The sequence below is a fragment of the Cloacibacterium caeni genome (assembly GCF_907163105.1).
GTDB lineage: Bacteria > Bacteroidota > Bacteroidia > Flavobacteriales > Weeksellaceae > Cloacibacterium > Cloacibacterium caeni_A.
Genome location: NZ_OU015321.1, coordinates 1,172,423 through 1,185,331 on the forward strand (window position 1 = coordinate 1,172,423; position 12,909 = coordinate 1,185,331).

Genomic DNA, 12,909 nt, shown 5'->3' on the forward strand with positions numbered 1-12,909 from the left:
ATTATTCGTTATTTTCATCAATGGAGAACAAATCTCCGATTTGACCTTCTTCTGGAATTTCATTAACTTCAGAATCTGCATTCGCTTCTTCACTTTCAGATTCCTCCGCTTCTGAAACTTCTTCTTCCAAAGGTTCTGGAATAGTGATGTTAATAGATTTTACTTTTTCTTTGATAAACTGATTTCCGATGGCTTTAATGCCTTTGACTGCGATAAATTCATCAATATTAATGATTTCTGGCTCTTTTTCTTTTCCAGATTTATCTTTCGGGAAGATAATTTCAGCAGTACAACCATCAGAAGTTCCCACAAATTCTACGAAAGATTTCGGATGTTCACTTGGCATAAAATGCTGAACGTTTATAGTGTTTTCCAGCAAGAAACGTTTGATGAAATAGATTCCTTTTTCGCCATCAAAATAGATACACGTAATCGGTTGTTCTGGCTTCCATTTTTCGAGAATTAAATATTCATCATCAAAACGATTGAGCAAGTCAAAAGTCACCAACTTGGCTTCACCATTTTGATTTATGGTTAATATCTTATCATCTCCTTTGAAACTTCCTAATAATGTACCTCTTCCGTCTGCATTCAGTCTGCGAACCGTATCATCAAACCAAATTTTTCTTGGAGCCAATGTAGAAACGCCTTCTTCCTTCAAATCAACTTTCTTCACGGCGTATTTGGTTACGAGATTTCCTCTGGAATCTCTTCCTTTAATCGCTAATTCTGAGAAATCAATCTCAATTTTATTTTTTCTAACTCTAGAATTTGGTTTCAATAAAACGGTTACGGTTTCTGCTTCACCATTTGGATTAGCAGAGAAATACAACATTTCTGAACCTTTTTTATCCGAAGCCAATTTGTAGTCTGTATTTCTGGTAACACCTGTTACAGAAAAACGTTTCATGTAGTAAGGACCTTCTTTACCTTCTCGATAAATCATATTGTAAACAGTACGTTTGTCTCCTTTTTTGAAAACGCCAACATGTACAATATTTTTTCCGATGAAAGTTTTGGCTTCTACTTTTACCACTTTCATCGTTCCATCTTTTTGGAAAGTGATGATGTCATCAATATCAGAACAATCAAAAACGTATTCGTCTTTTTTAAGCGAAGTTCCTATGAAACCTTCTTCTCTATTGACATAGAATTTTTCGTTAGCCAAAACGACTTTGGTAGCATCGATGTTATCAAAAACTCTAAGTTCTGTTTTACGCTCTTTGTCTTTTCCGTATTTTTTCTGAATATTGGTAAAATAATCGATGGCATAAGCAATGAGATTCGCTAAGTGATGTTTCACCTGTTCCATTTTACCTTCTAGAGCGAGAATATTTTCTTCGGCTTTATCTCTATCATAACGAGAAATTCTCATGAAAGGAAGTTCCGTCAACTTGATGATATCTTCCACCGTAATAGCTCTCATCAATTTTTTAATGAAAGGTTTCAGCGCTTTATCAATCGCTTCATAGACTTCTTCTTTAGAATTTTTACCTTTAATTTCTTGGTAAATTTCATTCTCAATGAAGATTCTCTCTAAACTCGCAAAATGCCACTTTTCTTCGAGCTCGTGGAGTTCTATTTCTAATTCTTTTTTGAGCAAAGAAACGGTGTGGTCTGTATTTCTTCTCAAAATTTCAGAAACCGAAAGGAACTCTGGTTTGTCGCCAACAATAACACAAGCATTCGGCGAAATAGAAACTTCGCAATCGGTGAAAGCGTATAACGCATCTATGGTTTTATCAGGAGAAACGTCATTGGCTAAATGAATATTAATTTCTACCTTATCAGAAGTATTGTCTTCTATTTTTTTGATTTTGATTTTCCCTTTTTCGTTGGCTTTAATTACAGAATCAATTAAATCGCCTGTATTTTTAGAAAAAGGAAGCTCGGTAATGCAAAGGGTGTTTTTATCTTTTTGAATAATTCTGGCTCTCGTACGAAGTTTCCCGCCACGTTGACCATCATTATAATTGCTTACATCTAATAAACCTCCCGTTTGAAAATCTGGATAGAGTTCAAATTTTTTTCCTTTCAAATAAGCTACAGAAGCGCTCAACAGTTCATTAAAATTATGAGGCATAATTTTGGTAGAAAGTCCTACTCCAATTCCTTCTACACCTTGAGCCAAAAGCAAAGGAAATTTTACAGGTAAGTCAATCGGTTCATTATTTCTACCATCATAAGATTTGCTCCATTCTGTAGTTTTCGGGTTGAAAACGACTTCCAAAGCAAAAGGAGTCAATCTAGCTTCAATATATCTAGCTGCCGCTGCTGAATCTCCTGTATAGACATTTCCCCAGTTTCCTTGGGTATCAATGAGCAATTCTTTTTGGCCAATTTGTACCATTGCATCCGTAATAGAAGCATCACCATGAGGGTGGTATTTCATGGTATTTCCTACAATATTGGCAACTTTATTATATCTACCGTCCTCTAATTCGCGCATAGAATGCATAATTCTACGCTGTACTGGCTTAAAACCATCATAAATAGACGGAATGGCTCTGTCTAGAATTACGTATGATGCGTAATCTAAAAACCAATCTTTGTATAAACCTGATACTTTTTTTAAGGATTCTTCCTTATGCTCGTGTCCTTCCATTATTAACCTTGCGTTTTACCTTCTCTGTTTGCTTCTCTATTGGCCTTTATAATTTTTTTCAAAGAAAATTTTAAATCTTTTATTTCTTTATCGGTGAGATAAGATATATCATACTTCAATACAGCAATGTGCTCTTTTTTACTTTTTATTTTGATATATAATTTTTTAAATACAATGGCATTTACCACTTCATAAGAGAGAATTTTATACTTAGGAAACTCATCTCTAATCTCTTTGCTGAGAAAAGGAATAATGTTTCTATTTTTAAAATTTACCGCCTCTCCATCACTGTCATACTCGAAAATCTGTCGGCCTCTCACCAAAAAAAGAATGAGCAATACAACAGGAAGCAGGACAAATAAAACACTTTCATTACCGAACATTGCCAATCTGGTTTTTTCTAAAATAAAACCAGCTAAACCTATCACAATCAATACATTAATCAATGTAAGGACAAAATTATAAATAGGTATTCTACTTCTATTGCTTAATCTCATTGGTTGATTTTTAGTTTATTGTTTTTATGATGCGTCGTTCAGAACCTCTTTTTTATCAATATCTGGGTCTTCTACAACTAAGTTTTCTAAAATGAAAGTTTGTCTGTCTGGAGTGTTTTTACCCATATAAAACTCTAACAAATCATTAATGGTACTGTCTTTACCAATGACTACTGGTTCTAGACGAATATCTTTCCCTATGAAATGTTTAAATTCATCAGGTGAAATTTCTCCTAAACCTTTGAACCTAGTAATTTCAGGGTTTTTACCCAATTCGTTTAATGCTTTCAAACGTTCCTCTTCAGAATAGCAATATCTGGTTTCCTTTTTATTTCTCACCCTGAAAAGTGGCGTTTGCAAAATATACAAATGTCCATTTTTAATTAAATCAGGGAAAAATTGTAAGAAAAACGTAATCATCAACAATCGAATGTGCATTCCGTCTACATCGGCATCGGTAGCAATGATAACATGATTATAACGCAAATCTTCTAAACTATTTTCAATATTAAGTGCAGCTTGAAGAAGGTTAAATTCCTCATTTTCATAAACAATTTTCTTGGTCAAACCATAGCAGTTCAAAGGTTTTCCTTTCAATGAAAACACCGCTTGAGTTTCTACGTCTCTTGATTTGGTAATAGAACCAGAAGCAGAATCCCCCTCAGTAATGAAAATCATGGTTTCAGATTTTCTAGAAGCTTTTTGGTCATTGTAGTGTTGTCTACAATCTCTCAGTTTTTTATTGTGAAGCGAAACTTTTTTCGCCCTTTCTCTCGCCAGTTTCTGAATTCCCGAAAGTTCTTTTCTTTCTCTTTCAGAAATGATGATTTTTCTTAAAATTGCTTCGGCAACTTCTGGATTTTTGTGTAAAAAATTATCGAGTTTATTTTTTAAGAAATCAATAATAAAAGTTCTTACAGAAGGACCATTGGGACCAATATCGTTAGAACCGAGTTTGGTTTTAGTTTGAGATTCAAAAACAGGTTCCTCTACATTAATCGAAATAGCGGCAATAATAGATTTTCTAATATCTGCTGCTTCAAAGTTTTTATTAAAAAATTCTCTTATCGTTTTTACATACGCTTCACGGAAAGCATTAAGATGCGTTCCACCTTGTGTAGTATTTTGTCCGTTCACGAAAGAGAAATAGGTTTCGGTTTGTGATTTATCAGAATGGGTAATCGCGAGTTCTATGTCTTCATCATTCAAGTGAACAATTGGATACAGAATTTCACCTTCTAATTCTTCATTCAATAAATCTTTTAAGCCATTTTCTGAGTAATAGGTTTCTCCGTTAAAGATAATTTTAAGACCCGGATTCAGATACGCGTAATTGCGAAGCATTCTTTCGATGTACTCTTTTCTGAATTTAAAATGCGTGAAAATACTGTAATCAGGAATGAAAGAAATCTCCGTTCCGTTTCTGTCTGAAGTATCGGTTTCAGGATGGTTTTCTGTTATGTTCCCTTTCGAAAACTCTGCCACTTTCATTTTTCCATCACGGAATGAGCGCACTCTAAAATAATCTGAAAGTGCATTTACCGCTTTGGTACCTACACCATTAAGACCTACAGATTTTTTGAAAGCTTTAGAATCATATTTACCACCGGTATTCATTTTAGAAACCGCATCTACTACTTTTCCTAAAGGAATACCACGACCAAAGTCTCTGATGGTTACTTTGCCTTCATCTAATTTAATTTCGATTCTTTTTCCAGATTTCATACGGAATTCATCGATAGAGTTATCAATGATTTCCTTTAACAAAATATAAATCCCATCATCTGCAGAAGAACCGTCTCCTAGTTTCCCAATATACATACCAGGACGAAGACGAATGTGTTCCTGCCAATCGAGCGTTCGTATGTTTTCTTCTGAATAATTTACCTGTAGATTCTCACTCATATATTTCCTGCTTTACCGCGTGAAAGTTAATTAAAACCAATAACTCACAAATTTAACGAAACTAAATTTATGGAAGAAATTTTGTGGAAAAGTTTTTTTTAAGCGAGAATTTATCATACATCAATGCAATAGCGTCTAAACTAAACTATATTTGTAGCTCAAATTAGAAAAATTATGAAAATAAATATTTGGAGCGACGTTCGTTGTCCGTTTTGCTTTGTAGGAAAAAAGAAATTTGAAAAAGCATTAGAAAAATTTCCTCACACCGAAAAATTAGAAATCACTTGGCACAGTTTTCAATTAGATCCACAATTGATAACTCAGCCAGATGTAAATCCTTATGAATATTTTGCTAAAGCCAAAGGAATTACCGTAGAAAGAGCAAAAGCCATGCATGAAGGTGCAGCAATGGCTGGAAAAGAAGCTGGAATCGACTTTAACTTTGATGATTCTAAAGTGGCTAATTCTTACAAAGCACATTTGCTGATTCAGTTATCAAAAACTAAAAATTTAGCCAATGAAATGGAAGAAGCGCTTTTTGAAGCACAGTTTTTAGACGGAAAAAACGTCGATGATGAGGAAACATTGATTCAGTTGGCAAAATCCATAGGAATTACTGAAGAAGATGCTCAAAACGCCTTACAATCTGATGAATTGGGTTATCTCGTGAAACAAGATATGCAATTGGCTGCACAATTAGGAATTAACGCAGTTCCTTTCTTTGTGATTAATGATAAATATGGAATTTCTGGAGCACAACAACCCGAATTGTTTTTAGAAGCGTTAGAAAAAACTTGGGAAGAATTTTCGAATGGTGATAAAGGTTTACAACTCATCAATTCTGGAGAATCTTGTGACATAGATGGAAATTGCGATTAAAATAAAAAAGCGAACCTTAGAAAAGTTCGCTTTTATTTTTGAAATCAATAGTTAAATATTAAAATCCGTCTCCATCGAGCATATTTCCTAATTTTCCTAAAACACTTCCTTCTTCTCTTCTACCAGAAGGACCTGCGTATTGTAAAATTCTGCTTGCCAATCTGCTGATAGGAAGCGTCTGAATCCAAACTTTTCCTGGACCTTGTAATTGTGCAAAGAATAAACCTTCACCACCAAAAATGGTATTTTTAATTCCGCCAACAAACTGAATATCGTAAGAAACGGTTTGAGTAAAAGCTACAATACAACCAGTATCTATTTTCAAAATTTCGCCGGGTTGCAAGACTTTTTCTACCACATAACCACCACTGTGCACAAAAGCCATTCCGTCTCCTTCCAGTTTTTGCATAATAAAACCTTCTCCTCCGAAAAGTCCGGTTCCTAATTTTCTTTGAAATTCTATCCCTACAGAAACGCCTTTTGCAGCGCAAAGAAAACTATCTTTCTGACAAATCACTTTTCCACCTAAATCAGACAAATCTAGAGGAATAATTTTTCCAGAATAAGGCGCAGCAAAGGTCACTTGTCTTTTCTGATAAGAAGTATTGGTATAAACCGTCATGAAAAGATTTTCGCCAGTCAACAATCTTTTCCCTGCAGAAAATAGTTTCCCTAATAATCCGCCAGTTTCTGTTCCATCGCCAAAAAGGGTTTCCATTTGGATACCATCTGTCATCATCATAAAACTTCCGGGTTCAGAAATCACTGCTTCTTGTGGATCTAATTCTATTTCAACACATTGCAATTCTTCACCGTGAATTTTGTAGTCTATTTCGTGATTGTTCATTTTTTATTTTTTTACAATTAGTTTTGAAACCATTGAAATCGTTACAAAAAAAATCGAGCAAATTACTTTGCTCGATTTAATATAGTAAGTTTTTACTTATAAAATTTTTACACGTTAAAACGGAAATGCATTACATCACCATCTTTTACGATGTATTCTTTCCCTTCTACTCTCATTTTACCTGCTTCTTTCACTTTCGCTTCAGAACCATAGCTCACGAAATCATCATAACCGATAACTTCTGCTCTAATGAATCCTTTTTCAAAATCGGTATGAATTACACCAGCAGCTTGTGGAGCAGTCCAACCTTTACCAATTGTCCAAGCTCTTACTTCTTTAACACCCGCTGTAAAATACGTTTGAAGGTGCAATAAATCGTATGCTTTTCTAATCAATCTGTTAACTCCTGGTTCTTCAAGACCTAATTCTTCTAAGAACATTTGTCTTTCTTCGAAAGTTTCTAGTTCATTGATATCAGCTTCGATTTGCGCTGCTAAAACCACTACTTCTGCATTTTCTTTAGCCGCCATTTCTTCGATTTTAGCAATCCATTCGTTACCGTTTTTGATTGCATTTTCATCAACATTACAAACGTAAAGCACTGGCTTTTTGGTTAACAAGTGAACCTCATCAATAATAGATTGAGTGAAATCATCAGTCGGGAATTCTCTTACATTTTTACCATCTTCCACAAATTTTTGTAAATTCTGAAGCGTTTCGTAAGTTAGAATATCTTCTTTTTTACCAGATTTAATGAATTTTTTAGCTTTTTCAACTGCTTTACCAAGTGTTTCAAGGTCTTTTAATTGAAGTTCTATATCGATAATTTCTTTATCTCTCATAGGATCTACAGAACCTTCTACGTGAACGATATTTCCATTATCAAAACATCTTAAAACGTGAATAATCGCTTCACATTCTCTGATATTTGCTAAAAACTGATTTCCTAAACCTTCACCTTTAGAAGCTCCTTTTACCAAACCTGCGATATCTACAATTTCTACCACTGCTGGTAAAACACGTTCTGGATTTACCAATTTCTCTAACTCAAAAAGACGAGTATCTGGTACAGAAACCGTTCCTAAGTTAGGCTCAATCGTACAAAACGGATAGTTAGCAGATTGCGCCTTGGCGTTGCTTAAACAGTTAAATAAGGTTGATTTACCTACGTTTGGTAAACCTACAATTCCACATTTCATAGATTTTAATGCTTTCTGCAGTCAGCTTTCTGCTTTCTGCGTGTTAAAAATTAAAGGTTTGCAAATGTACGGAAATTTGTTGAGGAATTTGAAATTATATTAAACGTCCTCAACAAAAAACACGCTAAAAAGCGTGTTTTTAAATTTATAGAAACAAATTGCTTCGTCGCTTCACTTCGTTCCGCTCCTCACAATGACTGTTGATTTATTTCGCGTTTCTTTCTGCACGTTTTCTATCTTCTTCAGAAAGGATTTTTTTACGCATTCTGATGAAGTTTGGAGTAACTTCTATACATTCATCTGCTTGAATATATTCCATACACTCTTCTAGCGAGAATAAGATTTTTGGAGCAATGTTTCCGTCTTTATCTTTACCAGCAGCACGCATGTTATTCAATTGTTTTGCTTCTACAATGTTTACGACTAAGTCTCCAGGTTTGTTTTGTTCACCAATAATCATTCCTGCATAAATTTCTTCGCCCGGATCTACAAAAAACTTACCTCTATCTTGAAGTTTAGCGATAGAATATTCCGTACAAGGACCTTGTGTTTTAGAAACTAAAACTCCGTTATTTCTACCAGGAATCGCTCCTTTGAAAGGTTTATAATCTGTAAAACGGTGCGCCATAATTGCTTCACCTGCAGTTGCCGTCAACATTTGAGAACGTAATCCGATTAAACCTCTTGAAGGAATTTCGAATTCCATGTGTTGCATTTCTCCTTTGGTTTCCATGATGTGAAGGTCACCTTTTCTTTGCGTAGCTAAATCGATTACTCTAGAAGCATACTCTTCTGGAACATCTACTACTAAACTTTCGTATGGTTCGTGGCTTTCTCCATCTACATCGTGAAGAATTACTTGTGGCTGACCAATCGTCATCTCGTAACCTTCTCTTCTCATGGTTTCAATTAAAACAGATAAGTGAAGAATACCTCTACCAAAAACTAGGAATGTATTTGCATCTTCGGTTTGTTCAACTCTTAATGCTAAGTTTTTCTCTAATTCTTTTTCTAATCTTTCTTTCAAGTGATTAGAGGTTACATATTTACCATCTTTACCGAAGAAAGGAGAATTGTTGATAGAGAATGTCATGTTCAACGTAGGCTCGTCAATAGACAATCTAGTCAATGGTTCTGGATTTTCTAAATCTACGAAAGTATCTCCAATTTGGAACGCATCAAAACCTACTACTGCACAAATATCACCTGCTTGAACTTCTGTAACTTTTTTCTTGCCTAAACCTTCAAAAATATATAATTCTTTAACTTTACCTTTAAGGACATTGCCATTTTCTTGTGCAAGACCAATCCACTGAGATTCTTTGATAGAACCTCTGGTTACTTTACCTACTGCAATTCTTCCTAAAAATGAAGAATAATCTAAAGAAGTTACTTGCATTTGTAAGTTACCATCTTCTACTTTTGGAGCTGGAACATATTGTAAAATCCCATCTAAAATTGGTAAAATGTTATCTGTAGGCTCTAAAGAAGTATTGAACCAACCTTGCTTAGAAGAACCATAGAAAGTAGGGAAATCTAACTGTTCTTCGGTAGCATCTAGGTTAAAGAATAAATCAAAAACTTTATCATGAACTTCGTCTGGACGACAGTTTTCTTTATCTACTTTATTGATAACTACAATAGGTTTAAGCCCTAATTCTAAAGCTTTATGCAAAACGAAACGAGTTTGTGGCATAGGTCCTTCGAAAGCATCTACCAATAAAATAACCCCATCTGCCATTTTAAGAACACGCTCTACTTCACCACCAAAATCGGCGTGACCAGGAGTGTCGATTACATTAATTTTAGTATCTTTATACGTAACCGAAATATTTTTAGAAAGGATAGTAATTCCTCTTTCTCTTTCTAAATCGTTATTATCCATAATTAAATCTCCAGATTCTTGATTATCTCTGAAAACATTAGTAGCATGGATAATTTTGTCTACCAATGTGGTTTTCCCGTGGTCTACGTGGGCAATAATTGCGATGTTTCTGATATTTTGCATATATATTTTTTGAAGGTGCAAAAGTAGTGAAAAAAATTGGAAGATGGAAGCATGAAGATACAAGATTAACAATTCGTTAAAACATTGATAATGAAATCATTTTGAGACTTTAGATTTTAGAAAACTTATTGAAAGAAATTTTAAAAATATAAATCTTATTCATCAACAATCTTTAAAAATGAAAACATATTCAGGTTTTATAATAACACCAGATTGACACGGGATTGACATGAGATTGACACGAGACTAACATTAAGCAGAGATATTAGATTCCGAAATTATACTTCTCTGAAACTTTTGTATATTTGGATTTATACTCATTACTATCAAAAACTGCAAAAAATGACAAAACGAATTTTATTTCTAATCTTTTTTTCAATCTGTTTTTTATATCAAGCACAAGAAAACCTAATACAAATTAAAAAGGAGATTTTAAGCAATGTAAAAACAATACAAAAAAATTACAAAAATAAAAGTTTGAGTGAAATTCAAATTTCTGATTTTTTTTGTGAGAATTTTTATTGTTCAATTTGTGAAACTGATTCATTAGAATCTAACATTAGTAACAAACAAATTACAAACTACTTAAAATACATTATTCCTTTTTTAGAATATAAAAGTTTACGAAAAAGCAAAATCAATTATGATTCTGAAAATCAACAATATACTCTAGGCTTTCAAACAGCCAAACCAGACTCTAAAACAGGATTTGAAGGTGCTGGTGCGTTATTGACTTTTATAAAAGAAAATGGAAAATTAAAATTTTGTGGAATTATGCTAATCCCATAAAAGCAAAGCATAAAAAACTAGCAACCGCTAAAAAAACAAAAAAGAGACTGTCTCTCTTTTGAGACAGCCTCTTAAAAATAATAATGATAAAATTCTTATGGATTAGTGGAGAAAATAGAAGCACTCGCAATCATGGCTCTTCTGTTCATTTTCAAAATATCTCTTACCCATTCTGCGAAATCTTCTGGTTGAAGCACTTTTTCTGGGTTGCCATCAGTAAGTTTACCTTCTATACTCATATCCGTTGCAATGGTACTTGGTGTTAAGGTTATTACACGAATATTGAATTTTCTAAGTTCAGCCATCAAAGATTGAGAAAGAGAAATTACCGCAGCTTTAGAAGCACAGTACGCTGACATATTGGGACCGCCTTTTAATCCAGCTGTAGAAGCTACATTTACGATGTCTCCTTCTTTATTTTGCTTCAAATAAGGCAAAGTTGCTTTTGCTACGTAATACACTCCAAAAAGATTTACCTTCATTACTTTTTCCCAAGTTTCTACTGGCATATCTTCGAAGCTGCCAAAATCACCTACTCCAGCGTTATTGATTAAAATGTCTATTCCACCCAATTGAGAAGCAATAGAAGCCACTCCTTGCTCTACCTGAGCCATTTCTTCCACATCAAAAACAGAATACGCTGCTTTTACCCCCAATTTCTCCAATTCTGCAACGGTAGATTTTAGATGTTCTTCATTTCTACCTGTAATTCCTACATTTACGCCTTCATTTGCCAAAGCTACAGCTACTGCTTTCCCAAGACCTCTTCCGCCACCTGTGATGAGTGCATTTTTACCTTTTAAATTCATAACTTTTAATATTTATACTGTTTGCAAAATTAAGAAAATAAAACTGCATCAATGATTCCTGATGATGAATAAAATCTAAAGAAAAAGTTAAATAAATCGATATAAGAGAAAATTATAGATTATAGATCAGAAATCCTCAAAATCGTTCAACCTTTCAAAAAGTAAAGCCAACTTCAAGAAAATGAAGCTGGCTTTTATTTCAGTTAATAAAATAAAATCTTAATTAATCCCCAAAACTAATACCTACTCCTTTTGCGGTTTTTACCATATCGCAATTAGGATCTACAAAATTGGGACGATCTATCGCTTCTTTGAATGGTACTGCAATAATATTTGGATGGCGATAAGCAACCATTTTTCCGTATTCTTCGTTGAGCACCATTTCGAATGCTTTTACGCCAAATTGTGTTGCCAAAATTCTATCATAAGCAGTTGGCGTTCCTCCTCTTTGTAAATGCCCCAAAACCGTTTCGCGCATATCTGCCTCAAAACCAATAGATTTCAAATCATGAACCAATTTATGAGCTACACCTCCTAATCTTACATTTTCATATCCTACTTCATCACTTACTTCAGAAAGCAAACTTCCACCTTTCGGTATTGCCCCTTCTGCTATTACTACAATGGCATTTCCTTTTCCTTTATTGAATCTGCTGTTGAGTTTTTTCACTACTTTTTCGATGTCATAAGGAATTTCTGGAATCAGACAAACTTCTGCACCACCAGCAATGGCAGCGTGCAAAGCAATCCAACCGGCATATCTTCCCATTACTTCTAGTACCAAAACTCTGTTGTGACTTGCAGCAGTAGTGACCAATCTGTCTACCGCTTCAGTTGCAATTTGTACAGCAGTCTGGAAACCAAAAGTAAAATCGGTAGCAGACAAATCATTATCAATGGTTTTTGGAACACCTATAATGTTAAGCCCTTTTTCGTATAATTGTTGAGAGATTCTTTGTGAACCATCACCACCAATACTGATTACGGCATCTACGCCTAAATATTGCAGTTTGCGAATCATTTCATCTGATCTGTCTACCGCTTCCCAAACTCCATCTTTATTTTTGTAAGGCCAAGCAAATGGGCCACCTTTGTTGGTAGTTCCTATAATGGTACCGCCATCTTTATGAATTCCCGCTACGGTTTTATCATCTAAAACCATAATTTCTGTGGGTTCTTTTAAAATTCCGTCATACGCATTGATGCTTCCTACCACTTCCCAATCTTTTTCTTGGGATGCTCTTTTTACCACCCCTCTCATTACCGCATTTAATCCTGGGCAATCTCCACCTCCTGTTGCTACTAATACTCTTTTCATTTTAATATAATTTCTTATCTATTTCATCAACACTTCTGTTGAAATCATTGTTT

General features: G+C 34.3%; 10 protein-coding genes. 2 read left to right on the forward strand and 8 right to left on the reverse strand.

The genetic code is table 11. The features are described from left to right. Position 1: 1 nt before the first annotated feature. The 3 genes from KKQ76_RS05445 to KKQ76_RS05455 are packed head-to-tail and all read right to left on the reverse strand — an operon-like array spanning position 2 to position 5,007. Positions 2 to 2,605, reverse strand: a complete 2,604-nt coding sequence (locus KKQ76_RS05445; protein WP_213196169.1) for a DNA gyrase/topoisomerase IV subunit A — start codon at positions 2,603 to 2,605, stop codon at positions 2 to 4. Between the two features lie 2 nt (positions 2,606 to 2,607). After that, the gene (locus tag KKQ76_RS05450) at positions 2,608 to 3,102 is read right to left on the reverse strand and encodes a hypothetical protein (RefSeq protein WP_213196170.1); all 495 of its coding nucleotides are present in this window, start codon (positions 3,100 to 3,102) and stop codon (positions 2,608 to 2,610) included. Positions 3,103 to 3,126: 24 nt separating this feature from the next. After that, positions 3,127 to 5,007, reverse strand: coding sequence for a DNA topoisomerase IV subunit B (locus tag KKQ76_RS05455; RefSeq protein ID WP_213196171.1), 1,881 nt, complete (start codon positions 5,005 to 5,007; stop codon positions 3,127 to 3,129). Between the two features lie 174 nt (positions 5,008 to 5,181). Between KKQ76_RS05455 and KKQ76_RS05460 the strand changes: the two genes are divergently transcribed. After that, complete coding sequence (locus tag KKQ76_RS05460) at positions 5,182 to 5,886, forward strand: DsbA family oxidoreductase (RefSeq protein WP_213196172.1); 705 nt, start codon at positions 5,182 to 5,184, stop codon at positions 5,884 to 5,886. Between the two features lie 58 nt (positions 5,887 to 5,944). On the opposite strand, the gene KKQ76_RS05465 is transcribed toward KKQ76_RS05460, so the two are convergent. From KKQ76_RS05465 to typA, 3 genes are all read right to left on the reverse strand, one after another. Next, on the reverse strand, positions 5,945 to 6,733 hold the full coding sequence (locus KKQ76_RS05465) for a TIGR00266 family protein (RefSeq protein ID WP_069798490.1): 789 nt from the start codon (positions 6,731 to 6,733) through the stop codon (positions 5,945 to 5,947). 107 nt (positions 6,734 to 6,840) lie between these two features. Further along, positions 6,841 to 7,932 (reverse strand): redox-regulated ATPase YchF, encoded by a 1,092-nt coding sequence (gene ychF / locus KKQ76_RS05470; protein ID WP_213196173.1) that lies wholly within the window; start codon positions 7,930 to 7,932, stop codon positions 6,841 to 6,843. Between the two features lie 205 nt (positions 7,933 to 8,137). Continuing rightward, positions 8,138 to 9,940: a translational GTPase TypA gene (typA, locus tag KKQ76_RS05475; protein WP_213196174.1), complete on the reverse strand. Its 1,803-nt coding sequence runs from the start codon at positions 9,938 to 9,940 to the stop codon at positions 8,138 to 8,140. Between the two features lie 342 nt (positions 9,941 to 10,282). Between typA and KKQ76_RS05480 the strand changes: the two genes are divergently transcribed. Next, a complete protein-coding gene (locus KKQ76_RS05480) occupies positions 10,283 to 10,729 on the forward strand; it encodes a hypothetical protein (RefSeq protein WP_213196175.1) in 447 nt (148 codons plus the stop codon). 95 nt (positions 10,730 to 10,824) lie between these two features. Here KKQ76_RS05480 and KKQ76_RS05485 read toward each other — a convergent pair whose 3' ends face one another. Together KKQ76_RS05485 and KKQ76_RS05490 are read right to left on the reverse strand one after the other, a co-directional pair. Further along, on the reverse strand, positions 10,825 to 11,538 hold the full coding sequence (locus KKQ76_RS05485; protein WP_213196176.1) for a 3-ketoacyl-ACP reductase: 714 nt from the start codon (positions 11,536 to 11,538) through the stop codon (positions 10,825 to 10,827). Positions 11,539 to 11,761: 223 nt separating this feature from the next. Beyond that, the gene (locus KKQ76_RS05490) at positions 11,762 to 12,856 is read right to left on the reverse strand and encodes a 6-phosphofructokinase (protein WP_104792636.1); all 1,095 of its coding nucleotides are present in this window, start codon (positions 12,854 to 12,856) and stop codon (positions 11,762 to 11,764) included. Positions 12,857 to 12,909 lie beyond the last annotated feature (53 nt).

What these genes read in the sequence shown, in the direction of transcription:
- KKQ76_RS05490 (WP_104792636.1), bottom strand. Translation starts at nt 12,856, where the DNA reads ATGAAAAGAGTATTAGTAGCAACAGGAGGTGGAGATTGCCCAGGATTA.
- KKQ76_RS05485 (WP_213196176.1), bottom strand. Translation starts at nt 11,538, where the DNA reads ATGAATTTAAAAGGTAAAAATGCACTCATCACAGGTGGCGGAAGAGGT.
- typA (WP_213196174.1), bottom strand. Translation starts at nt 9,940, where the DNA reads ATGCAAAATATCAGAAACATCGCAATTATTGCCCACGTAGACCACGGG.
- KKQ76_RS05460 (WP_213196172.1), top strand. Translation starts at nt 5,182, where the DNA reads ATGAAAATAAATATTTGGAGCGACGTTCGTTGTCCGTTTTGCTTTGTA.
- KKQ76_RS05465 (WP_069798490.1), bottom strand. Translation starts at nt 6,733, where the DNA reads ATGAACAATCACGAAATAGACTACAAAATTCACGGTGAAGAATTGCAA.
- KKQ76_RS05450 (WP_213196170.1), bottom strand. Translation starts at nt 3,102, where the DNA reads ATGAGATTAAGCAATAGAAGTAGAATACCTATTTATAATTTTGTCCTT.
- KKQ76_RS05480 (WP_213196175.1), top strand. Translation starts at nt 10,283, where the DNA reads ATGACAAAACGAATTTTATTTCTAATCTTTTTTTCAATCTGTTTTTTA.
- KKQ76_RS05455 (WP_213196171.1), bottom strand. Translation starts at nt 5,007, where the DNA reads ATGAGTGAGAATCTACAGGTAAATTATTCAGAAGAAAACATACGAACG.
- ychF (WP_213196173.1), bottom strand. Translation starts at nt 7,932, where the DNA reads ATGAAATGTGGAATTGTAGGTTTACCAAACGTAGGTAAATCAACCTTA.
- KKQ76_RS05445 (WP_213196169.1), bottom strand. Translation starts at nt 2,605, where the DNA reads ATGGAAGGACACGAGCATAAGGAAGAATCCTTAAAAAAAGTATCAGGT.